Origin of the sequence: Alteromonas sp. KUL150, from assembly GCF_009811475.1 — a bacterium.
Classification (GTDB): Bacteria; Pseudomonadota; Gammaproteobacteria; order Enterobacterales; family Alteromonadaceae; genus Alteromonas; species Alteromonas gracilis.
Genome location: NZ_BLIJ01000048.1, coordinates 1 through 23,437 on the forward strand (window position 1 = coordinate 1; position 23,437 = coordinate 23,437).

Annotated in this window: 21 protein-coding genes; 14 read left to right on the top strand and 7 right to left on the bottom strand. The window is 45.2% G+C overall.

All coding sequences use genetic code 11. The features are described from left to right. The first annotated feature begins 158 nt into the window (after positions 1 to 158). Positions 159 to 830 carry a 16S rRNA (guanine(966)-N(2))-methyltransferase RsmD gene (rsmD, locus tag GVO62_RS11415; RefSeq protein ID WP_159119358.1) on the top strand — a complete coding sequence of 224 codons (672 nt, stop codon included), beginning with the start codon at positions 159 to 161 and terminating at the stop codon, positions 828 to 830. Positions 831 to 970: 140 nt separating this feature from the next. Here the strand turns inward: rsmD and GVO62_RS11420 are convergent, their stop codons facing one another. Both GVO62_RS11420 and GVO62_RS11425 read right to left on the bottom strand, forming a co-directional pair. Continuing rightward, entirely contained in the window at positions 971 to 1,549 is a 579-nt protein-coding gene (locus tag GVO62_RS11420; protein ID WP_159119359.1) for a YjaG family protein, read from the bottom strand. Positions 1,550 to 1,551: 2 nt separating this feature from the next. Then, positions 1,552 to 2,154: a YhgN family NAAT transporter gene (locus tag GVO62_RS11425; RefSeq protein ID WP_159119360.1), complete on the bottom strand. Its 603-nt coding sequence runs from the start codon at positions 2,152 to 2,154 to the stop codon at positions 1,552 to 1,554. A 455-nt stretch (positions 2,155 to 2,609) separates the two neighbouring features. On the opposite strand from GVO62_RS11425, the gene GVO62_RS11430 reads away from it, so the two are divergent. After that, entirely contained in the window at positions 2,610 to 2,792 is a 183-nt protein-coding gene (locus tag GVO62_RS11430; RefSeq protein WP_105932177.1) for a MerR family transcriptional regulator, read from the top strand. A 113-nt stretch (positions 2,793 to 2,905) separates the two neighbouring features. Here the strand turns inward: GVO62_RS11430 and pepB are convergent, their stop codons facing one another. Further along, positions 2,906 to 4,189 carry an aminopeptidase PepB gene (pepB, locus tag GVO62_RS11435; protein ID WP_159119361.1) on the bottom strand — a complete coding sequence of 428 codons (1,284 nt, stop codon included), beginning with the start codon at positions 4,187 to 4,189 and terminating at the stop codon, positions 2,906 to 2,908. 243 nt (positions 4,190 to 4,432) lie between these two features. On the opposite strand from pepB, the gene sfsA reads away from it, so the two are divergent. The 7 genes from sfsA to panC all read left to right on the top strand — a co-directional run bounded on the left by sfsA (position 4,433) and on the right by panC (position 10,495). Then, entirely contained in the window at positions 4,433 to 5,149 is a 717-nt protein-coding gene (gene sfsA / locus GVO62_RS11440; protein WP_159119362.1) for a DNA/RNA nuclease SfsA, read from the top strand. Between the two features lie 221 nt (positions 5,150 to 5,370). Then, positions 5,371 to 5,820 carry an RNA polymerase-binding protein DksA gene (dksA, locus tag GVO62_RS11445; protein ID WP_105932256.1) on the top strand — a complete coding sequence of 150 codons (450 nt, stop codon included), beginning with the start codon at positions 5,371 to 5,373 and terminating at the stop codon, positions 5,818 to 5,820. A 73-nt stretch (positions 5,821 to 5,893) separates the two neighbouring features. Beyond that, positions 5,894 to 6,874, top strand: coding sequence for a tRNA glutamyl-Q(34) synthetase GluQRS (gene gluQRS, locus GVO62_RS11450; RefSeq protein ID WP_159119363.1), 981 nt, complete (start codon positions 5,894 to 5,896; stop codon positions 6,872 to 6,874). A 98-nt stretch (positions 6,875 to 6,972) separates the two neighbouring features. Beyond that, positions 6,973 to 8,292, top strand: coding sequence for a polynucleotide adenylyltransferase PcnB (gene pcnB, locus GVO62_RS11455; RefSeq protein ID WP_159119364.1), 1,320 nt, complete (start codon positions 6,973 to 6,975; stop codon positions 8,290 to 8,292). Then, a complete protein-coding gene (folK, locus tag GVO62_RS11460) occupies positions 8,285 to 8,782 on the top strand; it encodes a 2-amino-4-hydroxy-6-hydroxymethyldihydropteridine diphosphokinase (protein ID WP_159119365.1) in 498 nt (165 codons plus the stop codon). Before pcnB ends, folK begins: the two co-directional genes overlap by 8 nt. Positions 8,783 to 8,840: 58 nt before the next feature. Then, entirely contained in the window at positions 8,841 to 9,635 is a 795-nt protein-coding gene (gene panB / locus GVO62_RS11465) for a 3-methyl-2-oxobutanoate hydroxymethyltransferase (protein ID WP_159119366.1), read from the top strand. Between the two features lie 11 nt (positions 9,636 to 9,646). Beyond that, positions 9,647 to 10,495 carry a pantoate--beta-alanine ligase gene (gene panC, locus GVO62_RS11470; RefSeq protein ID WP_159119367.1) on the top strand — a complete coding sequence of 283 codons (849 nt, stop codon included), beginning with the start codon at positions 9,647 to 9,649 and terminating at the stop codon, positions 10,493 to 10,495. A gap of 117 nt (positions 10,496 to 10,612) precedes the next feature. On the opposite strand, the gene panP is transcribed toward panC, so the two are convergent. Then, positions 10,613 to 12,247 (bottom strand): pyridoxal-dependent aspartate 1-decarboxylase PanP, encoded by a 1,635-nt coding sequence (panP, locus tag GVO62_RS11475; RefSeq protein ID WP_159119368.1) that lies wholly within the window; start codon positions 12,245 to 12,247, stop codon positions 10,613 to 10,615. A 550-nt stretch (positions 12,248 to 12,797) separates the two neighbouring features. Between panP and GVO62_RS11480 the strand changes: the two genes are divergently transcribed. After that, positions 12,798 to 13,529 carry an EAL domain-containing protein gene (locus GVO62_RS11480; RefSeq protein WP_159119369.1) on the top strand — a complete coding sequence of 244 codons (732 nt, stop codon included), beginning with the start codon at positions 12,798 to 12,800 and terminating at the stop codon, positions 13,527 to 13,529. Between the two features lie 200 nt (positions 13,530 to 13,729). Here GVO62_RS11480 and trmB read toward each other — a convergent pair whose 3' ends face one another. Genes trmB through GVO62_RS11495 form a run of 3 tightly spaced genes read right to left on the bottom strand, consistent with a single transcriptional unit; the run spans position 13,730 to position 16,172 of the window. Further along, positions 13,730 to 14,398 (bottom strand): tRNA (guanine(46)-N(7))-methyltransferase TrmB, encoded by a 669-nt coding sequence (gene trmB, locus GVO62_RS11485; RefSeq protein WP_159119370.1) that lies wholly within the window; start codon positions 14,396 to 14,398, stop codon positions 13,730 to 13,732. Then, positions 14,398 to 15,213: an ABC transporter permease gene (locus tag GVO62_RS11490; protein WP_201282656.1), complete on the bottom strand. Its 816-nt coding sequence runs from the start codon at positions 15,211 to 15,213 to the stop codon at positions 14,398 to 14,400. The genes trmB and GVO62_RS11490 overlap by 1 nt, the downstream gene beginning before the upstream one ends. 26 nt (positions 15,214 to 15,239) lie before the next feature. Continuing rightward, entirely contained in the window at positions 15,240 to 16,172 is a 933-nt protein-coding gene (locus GVO62_RS11495) for an ABC transporter ATP-binding protein (protein WP_159119371.1), read from the bottom strand. 791 nt (positions 16,173 to 16,963) lie between these two features. Here GVO62_RS11495 and pdsR point away from each other — a divergent pair. The 4 genes from pdsR (at position 16,964) to GVO62_RS11515 (ending at position 23,281) form a co-directional block, all read left to right on the top strand. After that, the gene (pdsR, locus tag GVO62_RS11500) at positions 16,964 to 17,653 is read left to right on the top strand and encodes a proteobacterial dedicated sortase system response regulator (protein WP_159119372.1); all 690 of its coding nucleotides are present in this window, start codon (positions 16,964 to 16,966) and stop codon (positions 17,651 to 17,653) included. A gap of 57 nt (positions 17,654 to 17,710) precedes the next feature. Then, positions 17,711 to 19,879 carry a proteobacterial dedicated sortase system histidine kinase gene (gene pdsS, locus GVO62_RS11505; protein WP_159119373.1) on the top strand — a complete coding sequence of 723 codons (2,169 nt, stop codon included), beginning with the start codon at positions 17,711 to 17,713 and terminating at the stop codon, positions 19,877 to 19,879. Between the two features lie 353 nt (positions 19,880 to 20,232). Then, a complete protein-coding gene (locus GVO62_RS11510; RefSeq protein ID WP_159119374.1) occupies positions 20,233 to 22,527 on the top strand; it encodes a TonB-dependent receptor in 2,295 nt (764 codons plus the stop codon). Between the two features lie 73 nt (positions 22,528 to 22,600). Continuing rightward, on the top strand, positions 22,601 to 23,281 hold the full coding sequence (locus GVO62_RS11515; RefSeq protein ID WP_159119375.1) for a Fe2+-dependent dioxygenase: 681 nt from the start codon (positions 22,601 to 22,603) through the stop codon (positions 23,279 to 23,281). Positions 23,282 to 23,437 lie beyond the last annotated feature (156 nt).

The window sequence follows — 23,437 nt, forward strand, 5'->3', positions numbered from 1 at the left end:
GCCTCGGCTTTCGCGCGCGCTTCTTCTTCCGCTTGCGCTTTTTGTTTCTCTGCTTTTTTGTTCTTGCTGAACCAGCCAAAAAGTTTCGACATCGTTAGGACAAATCCTTATAAATTCTTAGCAAATTCGGCTACACTTGCCGCCTACTGAATGAACGCATGATACCACTGTCAGACACTATGAAGCGAGTTTCTCGCCCTACTCGGGCATCATCTTCTGCAAAAAAACAGCATTCTTACAAAAATGCCAAAGTCCACAGGCCAAATAGCAATGGTCAAATTAGAATTATTGGTGGTCAGTGGCGTGGAAGAAAGCTACCCGTGCTAGATGCAGAAGGGTTAAGACCGACAACTGACAGAAATAAAGAGACGCTTTTCAACTGGTTAATGCCTTACGTAAATGGCGCTCGCTGCCTGGATGTTTTTGCGGGTTCCGGAGGCTTAGGTTTAGAAGCACTCTCTCGTTATGCCTCTCATTGCGATTTTATTGAACTTGATAAACATGCGGCAGCTCAGCTTGAAAGCAATCTCGCTTTACTGAAAGCAAACGAAGTGGCGTCAGCCAGTGTTCACCAAGGTGATGCGCTTAGTATTTTGAACAGCACTAGCGCGGCCCCCTACGACATTGTTTTTGTCGACCCACCATTTGCCAAAGACTTGGTATTGCCCTCGCTCACGTCTTTAGAAAAAAATAATAGAGTGCAAAGTGGTAGCGTGGTGTATTTGGAGCATGAGAGTTCACTGACAACGCCCGCTCTACCTGACAACTGGCAGATTATTAAAGAAAAGCAAACTAGCGCGCTGAGATATATGCTTATTGAGGTGCTATAAGTCGCGCAATACTGAAGAACACGTGCCGTTGAGAAATTTGTTTGTCGCCAACAATATGCAAATACCAACCTTGCTTTTCCATTGATATTTGCATTTATACCAATCCGCATAGATAAGACTAACTTGGAGTAAGTAACAAATTACAGCTCTAGGCCAATATTAGAAATGCCAGCCTCCAAGGCAAGGGCTTTCAACTCATCGACAGCTTTTGCCGGATACTTAGCTTGTTCCACATAGTCGAGGAGTTCGTTTTGCACTTCGACTTCAAACGCCATTAACGGATGGGCTTTGACGCTTTCATCATCGGCCTCTTCAGTAGCAAGCAAGTAAGCTTCAACGCTTCCCTGAGATAATTTGCTGATGACAACCGCACCTTGGGGATCATCACCCGCTATCAGGTTCAACAATGCAGCCAAACCAATAGCAGCGTCGATAGCCGGATAAACGCCATAATTATCAAAGTCACTGGTATCTGGCGTGGCTACTTCCACCTTTTCCAGTTGAACAGCAATATTGAATTTGCTTTTTGGTGACTTAAGCGTTTCCCACACCAAATTTAAACAGTTACGCAGCGCATCTGCATCGCCACTTTCAGTTAATTCACAAAAAAGAGCATAGTTTGGCAACATACGCTCGAGCAACGCAGCGCCAAATGCAACGGCTTTCCAGCCTTCTAGGGCACGAACCCGCCCGAATGTATTAAGCTTTTGCTTTACCATTTTTACAGTGCTCCAGTGGCATGCATGAAATATTTGGTAACGCCATCAAGAAGCATCTGGATGGCAATCATAACCAGGATCATACCCATTAATCGTTCCATAGCAACTAGACCACGCTCCCCTAAAACTTTATGGAAAATGTTTGAAAACATTAAAATTACTGCACTAATTGTCCACGACGCTGCGAGCGCTATCGACCAGTCAGCCATTCTATCGGGGGCCTGATTAGCAAGTAAAATTAACGCGGCTAACGTTGATGGACCAGCAATCATGGGGATAGCCAGCGGCACTAGAAAGGGTTCTTCGCCAACGGCGAGACCACTTGTACTGCCCGATGAAGGAAATATCATCTTAAGTGCTATCAAAAATAAAATTATACCACCAGCAATGCTCACCGTTTCCTGCTCAACATTTAAAAAGTTAAGCACCGATTGCCCGCTAAAAAGAAAAAGAAACAGGATACCTAAGGCGAACAACAACTCTCTTATGAGAATAAACTGGCGTCTTTTCGGCTCAATAGACTTGAGGACCGACATGAACACAGGAAGGTTACCAAGGGGGTCCATGATCAAAAAGAGCATGATGGCAGCAGACCAAGTGTCCATATTCTTCGTGTCTCCGAAATTGAGCATATGCCCGTTATTTATGTAAACCGCCAAGTATAACTCAAGTTTGGGGCTATTCGCGCGCAATGGTAAACCAAGCGACCTGAGTTAAAAACACCTTTTGCATGTCAAATGCCTCTTACGTCGCCCGTGCTGTAAGACCGAACTCGGCTAAAATTAATAAAAACACAAAAAATAGTCGAAAATTCGCCGAAATGCGCTTAACTAAAAAGACGATAAAGTGGCAAGTTAATGTCAGGTTGACTGCTTGCAGGTCATTTCAGCGCTAATGCGCTTAAATGACTTTAAAGTACGAAAAGATGACTTACCCGAAAACCTAACCTTTACACCGTTTAGGTAATGTTTTATCGAGCGAACTTTTGATGTAATTAAAATTGATAAGTATTTTGCCCGACGCAGAGGTTTAATACCAATAATCAAAACTAGGAAAAACAATGAGTTTAATGACAGTTAAAGAAGTGGCAGCCTATCTCGGCGTACAAGATGTTAGGGTTGAACGCCTCGAGCGAGAGAGTTTATTAGTGTCTAAAGACAAAGACACAGATGGCAACCCACTTTTTGACAGCTCAGACGTAGAACGCTACAAACAGCTCGCCGAACGCTTAGGTGGCATTTAACGAGAAAGGGGCGCAACGTTTATCATCGCGCCCCTCTTTTGTTAAATAGCGTTTTAGGTAAAGGCAACGTACAAGAGTAGCTTGTACGAAACCGTTCACGCCTAAATCGACCTTTACGCGCTATAATCCTTTAGGACTCTAGCAATAGAGCGAATACCTTTCGCAGTTGCGCCCACCGGCATTTCAGATGTTGCGCCGCCATGGTATGCCGCAGCTAAATCTAGGTGTATCCAGCCTTCAGGTTTTACAAAGCGCGAAAGGAACCCTGCAGCATTTGACGCACCACCACCGCCGCCGCCTTTCATTGGCCTACTGTTAGCGGTATCTGCAAATGCTGACGGACAACGCTCGGCGTGAAAATCTTCAAGTGGAAGCGGCCAAAAGCGCTCGTTTTCTTCTTTTGCTGCGTGAAGCATTTGTTCGCGAGCATTGTCATCTAACGAAAATACTGCGTGATAGTCGGAACCGAGCGCCACTGCTGCTGCGCCCGTCAACGTTGCCGCATCGATAATGAGTGGCGCCCCCGTTTCCGTTGCCGCCATTAGTCCATCAGCCAGCACTAATCGCCCTTCAGCATCGGTATTAACCACTTCGACCGTAACACCATTTTTATAGGTCAACACATCGCCCAATTTGTAAGCATGACCGCTAATTAGGTTTTCTGCGCAGCAAAGAATAAGTTGAATGCGTTTTTCAATACCCTGCGTTATGGCAAGACCTAAAGCACCTGTTACCGTCGCTGCGCCGCCCATATCGCACTTCATATCTAGCATACCTTCGCTAGACTTAATGCTGTAACCGCCGCTATCAAAGGTAATTCCTTTTCCGACAAGCACAGCGTCAACAGGCGCATCTTCTTTACCTGTAGGGTTATAGTCTAATACTAACATTGCCGGTGGACGTTCACTGCCGCGGCCAACGTTGTAAATACCAATCCAACCTTGTTCCTTAAGCTCTTCTCCAACCGTCATAGAGTAAGTGACGTTATCACCACCTAATGACTTGATCCATTGCGCCGCCCGCGTAGCTAGGGTTTCAGGGCTTAAATCTTCTGGTGTATCATTAACAAGCTGACGGGTGAACAGGAGCGCTGCATACTCTTGCTCGAGCGCAGCTTTGTCATTCGTGTCTGCCCACTTAATTGATGCAGGTTTACGGGCACGGGTAAAGCTCAATGCAAAAGCCCACTGTTGCTCTTTATGCCAGTCTCCCACCAAGGTTACTGAGGGTAAGTTTAAGCCATCTAGCTTCCTGGCTGCTTGTTGAATAAAACGCTCGTTAAGCTTGTCGTCAGGCAGATGAATAACTGCACCTGACTCATTAAAAGAAAGCTTTGCATTTTCGCCCCAAACAGCATCTGCGCTGTTTGTCGAAAGGCTAATGGTAAAATCTGCCATCGCGTCTTTTCCTTATACATCGTTATAATATTGATGAACGCTTTTTGCGCTCAGTCGAATGTTTGTTACTCTCTTGCGTTTGATAAACTGCCTTACGGCTTGAAGCAGTGCATTAGTATATCGGCCTATAAACTGAGAGCCTAAAAACTTGAGCCTTCTCAATGAATATTATTCACGTTGAGCGTATTTTGACTCCATCACACATTAGCGGCTTCAAACTAATTATTTACAAAGAGGCGACTCATGAAGTTTTCACCTTCTTTACTACGTGGCACCCTAATAAAAAGATACAAGCGTTTTCTTGCCGACGTTGAGCTTGATAATGGGGCTATCGTTACTGCACACTGCCCTAACACTGGCGCCATGACAGGCTGTGCCGAGCCCGGCTACACGGTATATCTTAGCGAGTCGACCAATCCTAATCGAAAGCTGAAATACACTTGGGAACTCGCACAAACTTTCGACGGCCATTTCATCGGCATTAATACGCACAATGCTAATAAGTTGGTGGCAGAAGCGCTAGATAACAAGGTCTTGGATCAATTTTCTGACATAACCTCATGGAAAGCTGAAGTAACACCGCCTTTAGCCAACAGCCGGTTCGACTTCCAATTAATGCGCAAAGATACGCAGCTTAACGACATAGTTGAATACATGGAGGTAAAGTCGGTTACATTAGCAAATACAGATAAAGGCTTTTTTCCCGACGCCGTAACACAACGGGGGGCTAAACATTGTTTAGAACTTGCTCGCTTAGCAGAGAGTGGCGTTAAAACTACTTTGCTGTTTTGTGTTCAGCATACGGCGATAAAGAGTGTGCAGGTCGCAACCCACATTGATCCAACCTATGCTAAAAGCGTAAAGATTGCCGCTAACGCTGGTGTAACGGTCTCTGCTGCAGGCTGTATAATAGACGAACAAAAAATCCTATTAAATCAAACACTCCCTTTGATTTTGTAAAAAATAGGTTGATTTTTTTCATTTCGCCTTCATATTTGCGCCTTGTTTTAGTGGGAGAACGCACTAATTCGATTGCTGGTAGCCACCTGGCTAAATGATAAAAATGATACACCAGCATAATAATTACATAGACACGATTGATTGCCTGAAGTTGTCGAGTCTGATATAGATATCGGTCCAATCAGGACAAGATGGATGTCGTAGTGTAGGAGATGTGGCAAATGCCAACAGGAAAAGAAACAAAATCCCTAGGACTATTAGCGCTGGCAGGTTTGCAGCCGTACGAGCCTAAAGCTGATGAAGAGTACATGGGCGATGCCCAATTAGAACACTTCAGACTATTGCTTAAAGCGTGGCGTAACCAACTTCGCGAAGAAGTTGACCGTACGGTAACTCACATGAAGGATGAAGCCGCAAACTTCCCTGACCCTGTAGACCGCGCAGCTCAAGAAGAAGAGTTTAGCCTAGAATTACGCACACGTGACCGTGAGCGCAAGCTAATAAAGAAAATTGAAAAAACGCTTAAGCGGATTGAAGCAGATGATTTCGGTTTCTGCGATTCATGTGGTATCGAAATAGGTATTCGCCGTTTAGAAGCCCGTCCTACAGCTGATTTATGTATCGATTGTAAGACAATGGCTGAAATCAAAGAAAAGCAGCTACAAGGTTAATTCACTAGCCTCGTTAATGTTGTTATAGAAAGCCTCATCCCGAAAAGATGGGGCTTTTTGTTAAGTCTTTATTATGCATAACAAGTATGTAGGGCGTTTTGCCCCCTCGCCTTCAGGTCAACTTCATTTCGGTTCGCTAGTAACTGCCGTTGCAAGCTATCTCGACGCTAAAAGTCAAAGCGGAAAATGGCTATTACGCATGGAAGACATTGACGAGCCTCGCTGTATTGCCGGAATCGATAAAGATATTCTCGTTACCCTTGAAGCACATGGCCTTCACTGGGACGATACGGTAATTTATCAAAGCCGGCAGCATGCCCGTTACCAAGCTGTGCTCGACAAATTGATGAATGATGGGCTCGCGTATTATTGCGCGTGTACCAGAAAACAAATTAAAGCGATGGGCGGCATTTACAACGGGCAATGTCGTAACAAGGGTATCTCTGCCTCGCGATCCAGCCCTAAAGTAGATAGCGCTATAAGGTTAAAACTTGATACACAACTCGCCCCCTTTTACGATGTCATAATGGGCGAGGTTAAGCCTCAACCGCTTCTTTCACCAAGCGACGTACACGATAATATCAATGACGCTTCAAGCGACGGAAGAATATCTACTGAAGATGTTGTGCTTAAGCGCAGAGACGGCTTATTTTCATATAACCTTGTTGTTATTCTTGATGATGTTTTTCAGCATGTAACCCATGTCATTCGGGGCTGCGATCTTATTGACGTGACACCCTTGCAGCGCGCTGTATATGTAGCCCTTGGTTATACAGCGCCTGAATATGGACACATCCCGGTTGCGGCAGTTGCCCCAGGCCGCAAGCTTAGCAAACAAAACCGAGCTGCTCCGGTTAACAACAAAACACCCATCGACAACATTGTGCGAGTTATGCGCTTCCTTGGCTTTTCTTTTCCGAATGCATCGGCTTTTGAGGACGTCAGCACAGTGTTAACGGAAGCAATATCAGCGTGGGATAGGAAAAAAGTAGCGAAAACGCCCGAAATTATTGTTCCACAGCATGAATCAACTTATTATAACGAACCTTTATAGTCTGCGGAGATACCATCATCATTCATCGTGTTTTTAAATCTGTTAAGCGCGCTTTTTCAAAAGAGAGTTCGTCACCTAACGCTTTAAAGCCTAGGACTATGACCCGTGGAGAACACGGTATATCTCGTGAAGACGTAAGCGCAAATGCATTGAAAGTAATGTATCGCCTTAATGGAGCAGGCTTTGAATCCTATTTGGTAGGTGGCTGTGTACGCGATATTTTGATGGGGTACGAACCGAAAGACTTCGACGTGGTGACCAACGCTACTCCTGAACAGATTAAAGGTTTGTTCAGAAATTGTCGCTTAATAGGAAGGCGCTTTCGTCTTGCACACATTGTTTTTGGCCGTGAAATCATTGAAGTGGCGACCTTCAGAGGGCATCACCAAGAATCAGACGAAGATGATGACCTTCCAAAGGGTAAATCATTAGGAAAGCGTGATGCCGAAGGTCAACTGGTACGGGATAACGTATTTGGGACTATAGAAGAAGATGCCGAACGTCGTGACTTTACCTTTAACGCCATGTATTACAGCGTTGCCGACTTCACGGTTAAAGACTTTGCCAATGGCCTCGCCGCCATCGAAAAACGAGAAGTTGAGCTCATTGGCGATCCAGAGACACGCTACCGTGAAGACCCTGTTCGTATGTTACGTGCAGTGCGCTTTGCCGCTAAGCTAGGAATGCGAATAGAGGCGAAAACCGCAGCGCCTATTAAGTCACTCGCCAATCTTTTGCAGAACATTCCACCAGCGCGCTTATTTGAAGAGACACTAAAGCTGTTTTTGTCTGGTAAAGGCGAAGATACCTTTCTGATGCTGCACGAATACGGCTTAATTGAACCTTTATTCCCACAGCTCGCGCCGTTTTTAAAAGACGAAAACAGTCGAGAAATGCAGTTTGTTCGACGGGTTCTTGCCAATACCGATGAGCGTATTAATAGCAATCAGCGCGTTACACCGGCATTTTTGTACGCGGCGTTACTCTGGTACCCTCTTGAAGAACAATCGCAGCGCTTGCAAAGTGAGTCTGGCTTAAATGCTTTTGATGCGTTTAACATTGCCTCTGGCGAGGTTATTTCGCGTCAGATTCAACGTATTATGATACCCAAGCGCTTCTCTACCGTGATACGTGATGTTTGGATTTTACAGCAACGCCTCCCGAAACGTTTCGGGCGCCGTGCATTTCAACTTCTCACACACCCTAAGTTCCGAGCTGGCTATGACTTCTTGCTAGTTAGAGGCCAAATAGAAGGTGGCGACCTTCTTGAACTAGCTCAGTGGTGGACACACTTCCAGCACGCGGACAATGGTAAACAAAAAGGGATGCTCAATGCCCTTCGAAAAAGTGAAGGCGGAGCAAAAGGACCACCGCGCAAGCGCAAGCGTAAACCTGCGAAACGAGGTCCTGATGAATAAAGAACATGTTTACATCGGTATTGGAAGCAACCTTGGTGATAGCCAAGGTAAAGCCCTGCGTGCCTTTGAAGCTATTAGTGAAATTGAAGATACGCGAGTACTTAAGGTTTCATCGCTTTACGCGAGTAAGCCTATGGGCCCACAAGATCAACCAGATTATATAAATGCGGTTTGCCTTATAGAAACATCGTTAAAACCTCATGGGTTACTTAAGCAGCTTCAACGTATTGAGTTGGAAGAGGGGCGTGAGCGCAAAGGCGAGCGTTGGGGGCCACGAACCCTAGATCTCGATATTTTGCTGTATGGCAGCGAAAATATCGATACCGCAGACTTAATCATTCCCCATTATGGAATGGCTGAGCGTGAGTTCGTTATGGTGCCATTATTCGAGATTGCACCTAATATGGTTATGTACGACGGTAAACCCATTTCAGCGTGGGTAGCCAACTGTTCACTAGACGGGCTTCGTCGCCTACGCACTTCCAATTAGCCTCAAAATCCGTATAGTTCGCCACACGATATCAACAAATATCAATCTGAGACATGTCATGAAGAAAGTAACAGTTTCGGGCCTGCTTAAGAAGAAGCAAGCCGGGGAAAAGATCACGTCTTTAACCGCTTATGATGCCAGCTTCGCCAAAATGTTCGATGAGCAAGGCGTTGATGCATTGCTCATAGGCGATTCTTTAGGCATGGTTCTCCAGGGTCAAGACGATACGCTGCCAGTCACCATAGAGGATATTGCTTACCATACTAAAAGTGTACGCCGCGGTACCGAGCGCGCTTTTGTGTTAGCCGATATGCCATTTATGTCTTATGCCACGCCAGAGCAAACCTATGCCAACGCTGCCATCTTAATGGCAGCAGGTGCAAGTATGGTAAAGATGGAAGGCGGTAGTTGGTTGTGCGACACCATCAAAGGGCTGAACCTGCGCGGTGTACCTGTTTGTGGCCATTTAGGTTTAACGCCACAGTCAGTGCACGTATTTGGTGGATTTAAAGTACAAGGCCGAGAAGCAAGCCAAGCAGAAAAGCTACTTAGCGAAGCGAAAGCGCTAGAAGAAGCTGGCGTGCAATTATTAGTGCTTGAGTGTGTGCCCTCATCGTTGGGCAAAGCCGTAAGCGAAGCACTCACTATCCCAGTTATCGGTATTGGCGCAGGTAAAGATACCGACGGTCAAATTCTGGTAATGCACGACATGTTTGGTATAAGCGCTAACTATATGCCTAAATTCTCAAAAAACTATTTAGTAGAAACAGGCGATATGCGTAAAGCCGTATCGAAGTATATTGAAGATGTACAAAGCGGTGCGTTTCCTTCTGCTGAACACAGCTTCGAGTAACGAGGTTATTTATGAAAGTCGTTGATAGTATTTCAGCGTTGCGCACTACCGTTAATGCATGGCGGCTAAATGGCGAAACCGTTGGCTTTGTTCCCACAATGGGGAACCTGCACGATGGTCATCTGAAACTTGTTAAAAAAGCGAAGGGGCACAACGATAGAGTTGTCGTAAGTATTTTTGTTAACCCTATGCAGTTTGGGGCAAACGAAGATTTAGACGCTTACCCCCGCACAATTGAAGAAGACAAGGCCAAACTTATTTCCGTTGGAGCTGATGCGGTATTCTTACCCAGCGTTGCAGAAATCTACCCTGCGGGTCTCGACGCTCAGACCTTTGTTGAAGTACCCGGCATTTCAGATTCTCATTGCGGGGCAAGCCGCCCTGGTCATTTTCGCGGTGTCGCTACTGTTGTCACTAAGCTGTTTAACATGGTGCAGCCTGATGACGCTTTTTTCGGCGAAAAAGACTTTCAGCAGCTTCAGGTAATTCGTGCGCTAGCTCACGATTTATCAATGGCGGTTAGGATTCATGGTGTACCTACCGAGCGCGAGGCCTCTGGGTTAGCAATGAGCTCGCGCAATGGCTATCTGACTGAGACAGAAAAGGCTACCGCCAGTGCTATTTATGAAGAAATGCAGCGCGTAAAAAGCGCCATCGAAAAAGGCAACGTTAACTTTACAGCATTAGAAGAGACGATGATCGCTAACCTTGAAGCCAAAGGCTTTAAGAAAGATTATTGTCAGGTAGTTAACGCGAGTACTTTTCAGGCAGCAAAAGAAACCGACAAAGAGCTGGTTTTGCTCGTTGCTATGTTTATGGGTAAAACTCGGCTTATTGATAACCTTCAAATTACGCGATAGTTACGCCTGCCACTTGGCTTATACAGTCAGCTAGTATTGTAGCGCGCTGCGTAATTCAACAATAAAAAATGCCCAATATAGCGGCTGCGATATCGGGCGTTTATTTAATTGGATGGGCTAGGACGCAACCTTTTCTAACTCTCGAACAAATTCCATTAGCTCTTTCCACGCCTGCGTTTCTTTCGCAATCAAGTGTTGCTCTGCCAATATCGCCGCCAAATCATTGTGGCTAGTTAACGGGTTGGCTAAAACTACGCGAAATACCGTTATGCACTGGGAAGGATAATCAGGCGCTTCTAAACGGGTACGAGAAACAAACGACTTACCCGCTTCACGCTGCTGCTTTTGAACCGCAACAACAAGGGCATCAATCTTTTCGTTAATGGCGTTACGCGTTTTTGCATCGGCGTGCTTGAGTTTCTCTTGCACTTCTTCGGGACACACACGGTACGTCAGTAATGATAAAGTAGGCGTAGTAGTCAGCTCAAAGTCTCGCGCTTTATCAATCATGTGCGAGAAATCTTTTGCCTTATCAATACTGCGATCGATAAGCAGTTCATAGCCCTTACGACCGAAGATATGTAGCGCCGAATACACCATCATAGCCATACCGTTCCGTGAGCCTTCAAGTGTAGTCGCACCTAAATCTTTCGAGCCTGCACGAAGAATATACTGAGCGTGATGTCTTACTGCATTGGCGTTTTGCGGATCTTTAAACAATGCCATGCCAGCGCCCATAGGCACATACATTTGTTTATGAGCATCAATAGTTACCGAATCTGCTCGCTCAATACCTTTTAACCTATCGCGGTAGCGTGATGAGAAAAGCGTTGCTCCACCCCAGGCTGCATCTACGTGGAACCAGCAACCTAACTCTTTAGCAACGTCTGCCAACTCATCGAGAGGATCCACATGCCCGGTTTCGGTTGTACCACCCACGCCGACAATAGCCAGCAGCTTATTGCCTTCTTCATGATAACGCTTGCCGATACGAAGTGCTTTCGCTGGGTCAAGGGTTTGTTGTGGAGCTGGAATGGTAAGCAGCTGGTCGCGACCTAAACCAAGTACGTCAACGGCTTTAGACAGCGAGTAGTGACCTCGCTTAGAGCACATTACACCTAAATTGTTTATATCGAGATGTCGGTATGCCGCTGCAAGACCGGCTTTCGCCACCCCTGAAAACCCCTTTTGTGGACCAAGAAGTTTGTTTCGCGCTACCCACAATGCCGTGATGTTAGCGATAGTACCACCAGAGCAAAATGCGCCTAATGAATGGGCAGCACTGTGCAAATGTTCGTCATAAAAACTTTGTGGTTGGTCGTACACTAGGTTATGCATCATCCCTAGCACCTGCCGCTCTAATGGCGTGAAGGCTTTCGACGTTTCAATTTTCACTAGATTTTGATTAAGCCCCACCATCAACTTGGAAAGGGGTAAGTGAAAATAAGGAAGCGCAGAGGTCATGTGACCGATGAACGTGGGGGAATAGGTATTAACAGAATGAGCGACGAGCTTATCAAGTAAGCTTTCGGCATGCGTCGAGACAAACTCTGGTGACTCAGGTACTTTCGAGTCTGAGAAGTCTTTTTCAATTTCTTCTAACGATGTCTTTTTTGTCACTACGTGCTGCGACAAAAAATCTAAGATATTGTCAGATAAATGCTGCTCAATTTGAGCAAGCTTTGAGTCTTTGTGTTCAGGTTTGGTAAAGACCCTAAACAGGTGCTCTAGACTAACTTGCGCTTCACCCACTCAACACACCTCATACTTAAAACATTCACACATTTCGCACTATCTTTTATTAGGCGAAATCAACAGGCGGTTTTGTAGGACACCGGCCTGACACTTACTTTTCCTTTCAGCCATTTAGCATGCCTTTATCAGTGCAGCTAGCTGCGAGCTCACCCGAAAGCAATACCGGTTAAGCTGAAGCCTGTTGGCGCGGTCCATTCGTTGCCAAACCTGAAAACTTATCACAACACTTTCAGGGTGTCGCACTTTACATCAGATTGCCTAGCTCGCCAAGAGGCAGCGCCTAGCAATTCGTTGCACAAAACCAGCAATGCAGACTGATTAGTCAGATTTAACGTATAAACGAGCTAGCATTTAAACTCGCTTTACCGTTAATAAGCTTCCAGTGACACACACATTACTACTTTAAAATTAGCGCCGCAAAGTTTCAGACTCTCTACTATATTTAATTTGTGAATAGTGTTGATGTTAAACCTGCTATATAAGCCACGTTTAATGAGCAATCAAACCTGCAAACACTATGATTACGTCAACGCAAGGAGGTCGGTTTATGCCCATACGCGAAATATCCGAGAACTTCTCCATCGAAGATATCGTGCCTTATTTCCAACCTATCGTGGACTTACAGAGTCAGGGAGTTTGGCGATATGAATGTTTAGCACGACTTATCACTCAAGGCGATAAAACATTTCTTCCAAGTGAGTTTCTTTACCTAATTGAACGAGAGCAACATGTAAACACGCTCGCAGCAAGTATGTTTGTGCAATGCGCAAGCTACTTTCACGATGTCAATATTCCCTGGAACATCAACATTACTGCCAGGGATTTATATAATGAAGCGCTCACTAATACCTTAGTTATGCACTTAGCTAGCTACCCTATGCCGGAGCGCGTAAGCATTGAAGTAAGCGCCTCGACCGCATTATCTAACCCCAAAGGCTTGACCGCATTTATCGAAAAAAGTGTGCACGCGGGACTAGGTGTCTTTATAGATAATGTAGGCTCTTGCCCAGGGAATATACGTGCACTCGTGAATTTGCCAATAAGAGGGATAAAGCTGGCAGGGGGGCTAATAAAACACTACGACCAACAAGACGCAGTGAAAGAATACGTTGACTACCTGCTGCTGCTTTGTGAGCGTCATGGTATCAGCACCATTGCCGAGCAAGTCGAAGACGAGGGGCACTTAGAGTGCGTTAAACGGCTTCCTATACGCTATGCACAAGGCTACGTTTTTAGCCCACCATTGGCGAATGTCCGCAGCGCCAATGCGCGCCATTAACTTTGACAATGCATGTGTATTGTAAAAACGTAAAGCCGTTGCGTATCGCGCAGAACAAACCTTAAAAAAACCTTGTTAGAGCGATACGCTCTAACAAGGTTTGCTGGAGTAAATCGGTAAACCCGCCCTGTAAGACCAAGTATTAATTCGTCTTTATCTTAACGAGAACCGGTACTAAACGAGTCTTTTTACTGGTTTTCCTAGCTTTCTTCGCTACGACAGTTTAGCTGCCAGCAAGACTGTCCACTACCCCGATACTTTCGCTCAAAGGGCGTCATATGGTTTTCACCGGTTACTTCAGATAAGTCTGACACCATGCCGTAGTGCTTTGCTGCTTGCGCAAATTCCATTAAATAAATCAGCCAATTACTGCGCACCTGAATATTAGGCGTTATCGCCATCAAATCCACCATGGCCGCACTGCCATGCCAGCGCTTTTGGACTTGGGTCTTTTTAGGGTACGGATTGGGGTATAGCAGAAAGTGCTGAGTAACATTCCAATCAGATTGCTTTACAAGACGCCAAAAGTCATTGACGTCTGCGCGGATCACCCGATAGTTATCCTGCTGCGCACTGTAATGCTCGTGCTTGTCTATCCGTAGTGCTGATTTATCAATGCCAATAACCCGGGCATCGGGATTAGCTCTGGCTATATTCGCCGTACTTTCCCCTACGCCACAGCAAGAATCTAAAATAACTTCACCATCAAACGCGTTGAGCCAGGCACAAACCTCATCAAAGGCTGATTGCGTATGTTCGCTGATAGGTCTTTTATTTTCACTGATCTGATATTTTTTCACTAGGTCATCTAGCTTATCGTGAATACCCACCTGCGATGTTGTGATTTCTCTTGAGTTACCGCTTGCCATTAGCTACGAATACCTTTGCCGGTTTTAAGTAGGTAATACGCTACGCTAAATAGCAGCGCATTAAAGCCCACAAGTAAACTTAGCGACAACGTTACGTTCACGTCAGACACGCCTAGGAACCCATAGCGGAAACCATTCACCATATACACAACAGGATTAGCTTTACTTACCCACTGCCAAAACTCTGGTAGCAGCGTAAGTGAGTAGAATACGCCCCCCAGATAGGTGAGTGGCGTTAGAATAAAGGTCGGCACTACGCTAATATCATCAAAAGTTTTAGCGAATATGGCATTGATTAACCCTGCCGTAGAAAAAAGAGTTGAAGTGAGCAGTAACGTGAGTGCAATAATACCTAGGTGATGTATTTGCACATCCACAAAGAAGAGCGACACCAGGGTAACGATTATGCCTATAAGTATGGCTCGCGCTACGCCGCCGCCGACATAACCAAGAATAATCACTGACGTGGGCACGGGTGATACCAATAACTCTTCAATATTGCGTTGAAATTTAGCGCTGAAAAAAGATGAAGAGACATTAGCGTACGAGTTTGTAATCACCGACATCATGATAAGACCCGGTACAATAAACTCCATGTAGGTAAAGCCACCCATTTGACCTATACGGTTGCCGATCAGGCTGCCAAAAATGACAAAGTATAAGCTCATCGTAATAGCAGGCGGTACAAGGGTTTGTACCCATATGCGTAAAAAACGCGTGCACTCTTTTATCCAAATGGTGGTGAGTGCAACGTAATTTTGCTTAAACCATCCCACATTTTGTTCTGTGTTCATTGACGTACTTTCAGTTTTCATTGTTTTTTACCTTCTCCGTTATTCGCTTAGCCAGCCTGCTTGGCCGATTCAACTAAACGTACGAACAACTCTTCAAGGCGATTTGATTTATTGCGCATACTCATGACCTGTATTCCCTTTTCGCTTAATTGCGTAAATACTGGGTTTAGGCCTTCGGTTTTTTCAACATCGACTTCAAGCGTATGATCATCAATAAGGCGATGCTCGAAGCCAATGAGCAACATGTCGTTCTCTACGGCGTTTTCCGGTAGCTTGATATCAAGCACGAAGGTTTCTACATTTAGCTTCGATAATAGCGCCTTCATGCTGGTGTTCTCTACAATCGTGCCCTTATTGATAATTGCGATGTTGCGACACAGCATCTCCGCTTCTTCAAGATAGTGCGTGGTGAGAATAATAGTGATCCCTTGACGGTTAATTTCTTCTAAGAACCCCCACATTGAGCGACGAATTTCAATATCTACGCCAGCCGTTGGTTCATCAAGAATAAGCAGTTTCGGTTCGTGCATTAACGCCCGAGCGATCATAAGCCGGCGCTTCATACCGCCAGATAATTCGCGGGCCCGTGCGTCCCGCTTTTCCCACAAATCTAATTGAGCAAGGTACTTCTTAGCACGCTCTTTGGCCACACTGCGTGGCACGCCATAATACCCCGCCTGATTCAGTACAATTTGCAGTACCGTTTCAAACTGATTGAAGTTAAATTCTTGTGGTACCAAACCAATGCATGCTTTCGCTTGCTCTTTCTGCGTTGTTAAATCGTACCCGAACACGGAAACGCTGCCGTTGGTTTGATTTACAAGAGAACTGATAATACCAATGGTGGTTGATTTACCCGCCCCATTGGGACCAAGTAAAGCAAAAAAGTCCCCTTCTTGTACCGTAAGATCGACGCCTTTTAATGCCTGTACGCCACCTTTATAGGTTTTGGTTAACCCTGTAATGTCCAACGCTTTCATGATTTGCCCGTAGTGAGAGTGTGTCCACTAAGACGTGTTGACCTTTGATGTGCACCAAAGGTCAGCACGCCCTAACCAACTTTAGAGAGATTTAGAAATCAACTAACGAAGTGTAACCTAGTTCATGCTATTAAATGAATACACTCGCGTTTAGTGGTTGTTTAAAGCAGTTCTGTTGAATCGAGTTCTGCTATTTCACAAGGTAATAGCGAAAACACCATTTTCAAGTCTGCTTGTCAGATTGAAAAGCGAAACGTTGAAGGCGCCAGACTAGGGCGTGTTTAGATTCTAAGCCCTAAAACACCTTTTACCCGCCATAAAAAAGCGCTGCGTACCGTTGGGGAAGCACGCAGCGCAAGGGGTAGCTTTTTAACGTAGAAGTTCAGCCTTACCGCTTCTACGGTACTGTTTATGCAACATACAAATAGTACTAGTCCGCATAGATAAGTACCCACTCAGCGAGATTTAAAGTGTTCGTCATCGCGGCGTGTTACCGTAGGTATATTGTTTAACAGCACCCCATCATTAAACGCGATATTCATGGCAGAAAAAGTACGCAATTATGGAAATGTTGTGATGCTTCCCCCCATATCCTCGTCGCCTGTATTTGGCTCCATTAAGCGGTGTAATAGCCAGGTTCAAAGGTATTATGCGGGTGAAGGTAACGCTTTACGCGCCTCAATTATGACGTAATTGAGGCAGGCTTATGGATTTTATGTCGAACTTAGGCAATAGGTTTCATTCATAGGTATAGTGTGCACTTTATATGACTTATATTTGCGGATTAATGTATGCCAAAGACAATTGCATTAGTGGAAGACGACGCGGCCATTCGCGAAAATTACATTATGGCGCTTAAAGCGCAGGGCTATAGCGTAAATGCTTATGAAGATAGGCCGTCTGCTGCCGAAGCGTTTAACCACACCTTACCCGACTTAGCCATTATTGATATTGGTTTGAAAGATGAAATAGAAGGGGGCTTTATGTTGTGTCAGCAACTAAGAGGCCTGTCACAAACCCTCCCCATTATCTTTTTCACCGCTCGGGATAATGACGTAGACACTATCAGCGGCCTTCGAATGGGTGCTGACGACTATCTGACTAAAGATATAAGTATGGCCCACTTGCTAGCGCGTATTGCTGCTCTATTTAGGCGCACAGACTTACTCGCAGCACCTACTGACCAAAAAGATGAGTTAAAAGTAGGAGACTTGAAAGTAGACGTGTCAAGAATGACCGTAAGCTGGCAAAACCAACCCGTCTTACTCACAGTTACCGAATTTTGGATGTTACATGCGCTAATCAAGCGCCCAGGTCATGTGAAGAGTCGTCAACAACTCATGGATGAGTCTAGAATGGTGGTTGATGACACAACGATTACTTCTCACATTAAGCGTATGCGTAAGAAGTTTGTGCAGCTCGACTCAAACTTCGATCATATCGACACAGTTTACGGCATGGGGTATCGCTGGCAGCTTTAAATAGCTTACGCGAAGACAAAATTAAACTTAGCACAACAAAGGCAACCGTCTAAGACCATGGGATTTCGCTTTTCTATCCGCCTTCAGCTTATGGTGCTGTCGCTGTTCCTATTCACTATTCCCTACCTGGGTTATAACTACGTCTGGGAACTTGAACAGTACCTGCGAAATGGTCAAGAGCAAACCATGATAGGGACTGCCCGAGCTGTTGCCACCGCACTTCATGAGCGCCCTGCCCTATTTGACAGCCAATCAGCTTATCTTCAAGACGTACGCCCTGGCACTGACCTTTATGCGCCTCCCATTCCATCGCCTATTCGACTTGATGGAGAACTCAACGACTGGCAGCAAGTCGGTGCTTTGATGAGTGAGTATGGTAGTGACGAGGTTATTGAGTATTACAATGCATATAAGGGCGAGCCAACAAGTTTATCGTTTAAGCATATGGTGGGGCGCTATGGACAATTTCTGTATGCCATGTTTGAAGTTAATGACGACGTGTTGCTGTGGCGACAGCCTAACAGTTTAAGTGTTGAAACAGGCGACCACTTGCTCATAGGTCTGGAAACTCCTCAGGGTGAGTTAGCAAGATACGTGGTTGCTCCCTATGAAAGTGGCTGGGTAAATGCTTACAAACTTTCGGACAATACTGCAACAATAAGAGCGGTAGAAAACGCGCTGTCTATTCAGGGACGGTGGCAAGAAACCGCAGTTGGCTATAACATTGAACTGCGTTTTCCTTTATCAATGACCACCGGCGGGTTAGCGTTTTCTATTGTAGATGTTGACGATACGGTAAGCCGATTAAAACAATATGCCATTGGCACAGCGAATACTAATCAACTCTCTGAGCTTGGTACTGTTATAACGCCATCACCTGAAATTGAGCGCATATTGGCAGGGCTTAAATATGCCGACTCGCGGGTGTGGGTTGTGGACAAACACAAACGAGTACTTGCTCGGGCAGGCAACATCCAGTCTGCAACGGGAATTAAAGTAGACGAGAAAGAAGCACCATCAAATTCAATTTGGCATTGGATAGAAAGTGAGTGGTTACTACCTATTTATTATCAGATTCTTACTAGACCACCGTCAGATTTTGTTGATGAACTAGACGATGCTTACGCACTTGCTGGACAGGATTTAGGGACCGCACTTAACGGACAGCCCGATTCACTCTGGCGTTTATCCCCCGATAACAAGGCCATAATTCTTTCTGCAGCCTACCCCATATTTATTGAAGGAAATGTGATGGGAGCGGTTATTGTAGAGCAAACGACGAATGGTATTCGCACCCTGCGAAACCGGGCACTAGAGCAGCTATTCCACGTTATTTTGGCAGTTATGACCATAGGCACATTAGGACTCTTATTATTCGCCACGCGAATCTCAAATCGCATTCGCTCCCTTCGCGACAATACTGAGGCCGTTATTGATGACAATGGGAAAATCATTGGCACTATGCCGATATCGAATCAACGTGACGAAATTGGTGACTTGTCCCGCTCGTTTGCCGATGTACTCTCGCGGCTGCAGCAGTACAATTCTTATCTAGAAAACATGGCATCCCGCTTATCTCACGAATTAAGAACGCCTATAGCAGTGGTGAAATCGTCACTGGATATGCTGACTCACGTGAGCGATGCTGACCAGCAGGCGGTGTTTGTAGAACGGGCCCAGTCGGGTGTGAATCGTTTGAGCAGTATATTAAACAGCATGAGTGAGGCGACGCGATTAGAACAAGCTATCGCGCAGGAAGATATGGCAAGCTTCAACATTGTTGAAGTGATAAAGGGCTGTGTTGATGGCTACAGGCATGCCTATGCAAAGCGTCAGTGGAAGTTTGCAACAACAGATAATTCTATGATGGTGTACGGCTCTGCTGAACTTGTTGCTCAACTCTTTGATAAAGTTATCTCAAATGCAGTAGATTTCAGCCAAGACAGCGATGAAATACTCATCGCTCTTGAAAAGAGGGACAAGCAGGCTGTACTTACTGTAAGTAACCCAGGCCCGCTTTTACCAAAAGGCATGAAAAATCAGCTCACCCAATCTATGGTTTCGGTAAGAAAAGAGAACGATATACAACATGGCGCACACTCTCCTCATCTTGGATTAGGGCTTTACATCGCAAACATGATTGCCACCTTCCATAAGGGTCATCTTTCCTTGTATGACAGAGAGGATGAAACAGGAGTGATCGTTAAGGTTGGTTTCCCTCTTTAATATCAATACCTGAAAACCGCAATGCTACTGCAAAATATAATTAGATTACGCTATGCCGTTTCTCAATGAGACAACTGCTCTGCCTAGATAGCGGGTATTTCAAAAACCAGTAGATATAGAACCGTACCTTCTAAATTACTCAACTACATACTATCTACAGACTATTGCCCAACGGGTTCAACCTCCTAGCCTACCCTATCTGAGTAACGAAAAGAACATTAGAAAACTTCTATTTAAACACTGCTTAAAACTCCTTTTATATTTTACTAATGATAATGGTTATCATTTATATTTACATTATTAAAATAATTACATAGACTTCGTCGTCCTTACACACACTCAAGGGAAAAATGATGAAAAACACTAAATTAACAATGGGTGCGCAAACCATTGCCGCAGCGCTTGCCTTTGGCGGTGGCGCAGTTATGGCACAGGAAGACGTAGAAAAGTGTACCGATGCCAGCTCAGCAGAATGCAAAGCAGTATCTGACGAAGCCATCGAGCTAATTAAAATTCATGGGGTTCAGCAATCAATATATCGCTACAATAAGTCTGGTGATCCTCGTCGTCTGGCTGATTTGGTAGACACACCACAAACCATTAGTGTTCTTACCCAAGACCAAATTCAAGAAAGTGGCAGAACAGACCTTAGAGACATCCTACAAGCACAAGCAGGTGTAACGTTGGGTACCGGTGAGAATGGTAATGCTTTTGGTGACCGCTACATTATTCGCGGCCACGAAGCACGCAGCGACGTTTTCGTTGATGGACTTCGCGACCCAGGTATGACAACTCGAGAAAGCTTCGCAACCGAGCGTGTTGAAATTACGAAGGGCCCAAGTTCAACGTTTGCAGGGCGTGGCTCTTCAGGTGGTGCGGTTAACTCAATTACCAAAAAAGCATCTACAGCGTATAACTTTGGTCGCGTTGATGCGGCAGTGGGTACCGACGAACACACGCGTTTAACTGTCGATTTAAACAAAACCCTTACTGAAACCAGCGCTGTGCGCTTAAACGGGCTTTATTCGTCAGAAGATAAGCCTGGCCGTGAAGGTATAGAGCGTGATCGTGAAGGGGTTCAGCTTTCCTATGTGAATCAACCTACCGACCGCTTGTCATTTACAGGCGACATTTACTACTTAAACGCTGAAGATATTCCTGATTTGGGTAGCTACTACGACAGAGACGCAGGTTATCCACTGGAAGATATACCCGTATACGCGCAGGATGAAGACTTTCAAAACTCAGAAGTTACCACATTCACTTTACGTACTGAGTACGATATCAGTGACAACGTGCGTTTTTATAACGCAACCCGTGTAGGTAAAACAGAGAACGAGTACATTACTACGGGCATGCGCGGCACTAACCGTGACGCAACCGACCCTACTGCACCAGGTGCTTACACGTTATCTTTAAGCAACCACCAAGGTTGGCAGGAAGTTGACTATGTAACTACCCAGTTTAACCTATTCTGGGATACGGCTTTTGCAGGTATTGATCACCGTTTCGTGTTCGGTTTTGAATACACAGATGAGTCGGTAGATAACGGCGTGTTCAATATGGATTACACTAGTCCATCAAACTGCTTAACCGGCGGTCGTCGCGGTGTATCTGAAAGTTACTGCCTATTAGATGGTAGTGGCAATGAAGTTGATAACATTAGTTCGTTGATGGGCAAAGCCTTTACCCGTGGCGACGTGGATGCGCTATTTGATATTGAAACTTACTCGCTATACGTAATGGATACCTTTGAGCTGACCGATAACTTTAATTTTTTTGCCGGTCTTCGTGTAGATAGCTACGACTATAGCAACCAAACTTCTAGCGACCTTTATGAGTTCTCAGATGAACTCTACAACGGTCATTTAGGGTTAGTTTACGATGTGACCGAAAACGGTAACATTTACGCTTCCTATAGCACCGCAACAAACATAAACGGCGGTGAATCAGATCTTGGCGCTAACTGTGGTTATGGCGGCATTTGTGGTACGCCAGAACAAGCCTCACAAGCTGACCCTGAGCAAGTAGAAAACATCGAACTTGGCACCAAATGGTCGCTGTTTAATGAAAAACTTGTAGCAAATGCTGCGCTATTCCGCATTACTAAAAGCGATGTACACGAGAGTGTAGGCGACGCTTACTCAACGCTTGGTACATTAAACACCGGTGAAAACCGCGTAGAAGGTATTGAGTTCGGCTTAAGCGGTGATATTACCGATAAGCTTAGTATTCAAGCTTCCGCTGCTTTCATGGATTCGGAAGTTCTCAAATCATACAGTGAAGACAATCTTGGCCTAGCGCTAAGTAACTTCGCAGACGAAAGCTTCTACATTCAAATGCGCTATCAGCCTAACGATAAGTTTGCCTTTGGTGGAGACTATAGCTATCAGTCAGAAATGTACGGCGGTCAACCTGATACGGCCGCTGGCTACAGTGCTGAAACTGGCGAGTACTCAATTGTGGTACCTGATTATCAAGTAGTGAACCTGTTCGCTAATTACTACCACTCAGAGTCGCTGACGTTCCGTGTTAACATCGGAAACCTATTTGACGAAGAATACTGGACGGCAGCCTACCGTTCTGGCGCCTTCATGTATATTGGTGATGGCCGCAACATTACGGGCACCGTTAGCTACGAATTTTAATGCTAACACGACCTAGGTGGCCAACCGCCTAGGTCTTTTATTTCAAATAAATCTCTAAAAAGCGCTGAAAAACATGATAATTATTGATGACTTATTGACAGAAAGTGAAGTGGCTCAGTTTCGTCAGCAATTGGCGAAAGTTCCCTTTATGGATGGCAAAAATACGGCAATGGGAATGGCTGCCGGTGTCAAAAATAACGGTCAGGCTGACGCTCAGGATGCTCGCGTTCAACAACTTGCTAACGCACTACTGAGTAAGCTGGGCAATAACCCTAAAGTTATTTCAGGCGCGCTACCTCAACGTATTTTTCCACCTTGCTTTAATCGCTACAGCGAGTCCCAGACCTATGGGTATCATGTGGACGCTGCCATTATGCGTATTCCTAACACGCCTGACGTATTGAGAAGCGATATGTCGATGACCGTTTTCTTAACGCCCAAAGAGGACTATGAAGGCGGGGAATTAGTTATTCAAACAGGATTCGGCGAGCAAAACATTAAGTGCGACGCCGGTAGTGCAATCCTATATCCCTCATCGAGCCTGCATAAAGTTATACCCGTGACCAAAGGAGAGCGCATGGCGGCTATCACTTGGATACAGAGCATGGTGAGCGATCAGCACATGCGAGAAACGCTTTTTCAGCTTGATCAAAGTATTCAGTCACTGGTTAACGCAGGCACCGCAGAGCGAGAACAGCTTGATGGGCTTCATCATGTTTACCATAACTTGGTAAGAAAGTTTTCTCAGCTTTAACCACCATTAAACTCAAGCACAATTTGACACAAGTACAAACGCGAAAGTTTTCTTAAAAGCGAAATAAAGACGCAGTCAACAAGGTCCTATACTAAAGATGTAACGCAGTTGTATATTACTGGGTTTATTCTATGGCTAATACCAATCGGCATAGAT

Excerpts from the sequence above, each read along its gene's own strand:
- GVO62_RS11430 (WP_105932177.1), top strand. The coding sequence starts at position 2,610 with ATGAGTTTAATGACAGTTAAAGAAGTGGCAGCCTATCTCGGCGTACAA.
- GVO62_RS11480 (WP_159119369.1), top strand. The coding sequence starts at position 12,798 with ATGCCCATACGCGAAATATCCGAGAACTTCTCCATCGAAGATATCGTG.
- folK (WP_159119365.1), top strand. The coding sequence starts at position 8,285 with ATGAATAAAGAACATGTTTACATCGGTATTGGAAGCAACCTTGGTGAT.
- pdsR (WP_159119372.1), top strand. The coding sequence starts at position 16,964 with ATGCCAAAGACAATTGCATTAGTGGAAGACGACGCGGCCATTCGCGAA.
- pepB (WP_159119361.1), bottom strand. The coding sequence starts at position 4,189 with ATGGCAGATTTTACCATTAGCCTTTCGACAAACAGCGCAGATGCTGTT.
- GVO62_RS11515 (WP_159119375.1), top strand. The coding sequence starts at position 22,601 with ATGATAATTATTGATGACTTATTGACAGAAAGTGAAGTGGCTCAGTTT.
- pdsS (WP_159119373.1), top strand. The coding sequence starts at position 17,711 with ATGGGATTTCGCTTTTCTATCCGCCTTCAGCTTATGGTGCTGTCGCTG.
- panB (WP_159119366.1), top strand. The coding sequence starts at position 8,841 with ATGAAGAAAGTAACAGTTTCGGGCCTGCTTAAGAAGAAGCAAGCCGGG.
- GVO62_RS11420 (WP_159119359.1), bottom strand. The coding sequence starts at position 1,549 with ATGGTAAAGCAAAAGCTTAATACATTCGGGCGGGTTCGTGCCCTAGAA.
- GVO62_RS11490 (WP_201282656.1), bottom strand. The coding sequence starts at position 15,213 with ATGAAAACTGAAAGTACGTCAATGAACACAGAACAAAATGTGGGATGG.
- trmB (WP_159119370.1), bottom strand. The coding sequence starts at position 14,398 with ATGGCAAGCGGTAACTCAAGAGAAATCACAACATCGCAGGTGGGTATT.
- dksA (WP_105932256.1), top strand. The coding sequence starts at position 5,371 with ATGCCAACAGGAAAAGAAACAAAATCCCTAGGACTATTAGCGCTGGCA.
- sfsA (WP_159119362.1), top strand. The coding sequence starts at position 4,433 with ATGAAGTTTTCACCTTCTTTACTACGTGGCACCCTAATAAAAAGATAC.
- GVO62_RS11510 (WP_159119374.1), top strand. The coding sequence starts at position 20,233 with ATGAAAAACACTAAATTAACAATGGGTGCGCAAACCATTGCCGCAGCG.
- gluQRS (WP_159119363.1), top strand. The coding sequence starts at position 5,894 with ATGCATAACAAGTATGTAGGGCGTTTTGCCCCCTCGCCTTCAGGTCAA.
- pcnB (WP_159119364.1), top strand. The coding sequence starts at position 6,973 with ATGACCCGTGGAGAACACGGTATATCTCGTGAAGACGTAAGCGCAAAT.
- rsmD (WP_159119358.1), top strand. The coding sequence starts at position 159 with ATGATACCACTGTCAGACACTATGAAGCGAGTTTCTCGCCCTACTCGG.
- GVO62_RS11425 (WP_159119360.1), bottom strand. The coding sequence starts at position 2,154 with ATGGACACTTGGTCTGCTGCCATCATGCTCTTTTTGATCATGGACCCC.
- panC (WP_159119367.1), top strand. The coding sequence starts at position 9,647 with ATGAAAGTCGTTGATAGTATTTCAGCGTTGCGCACTACCGTTAATGCA.
- GVO62_RS11495 (WP_159119371.1), bottom strand. The coding sequence starts at position 16,172 with ATGAAAGCGTTGGACATTACAGGGTTAACCAAAACCTATAAAGGTGGC.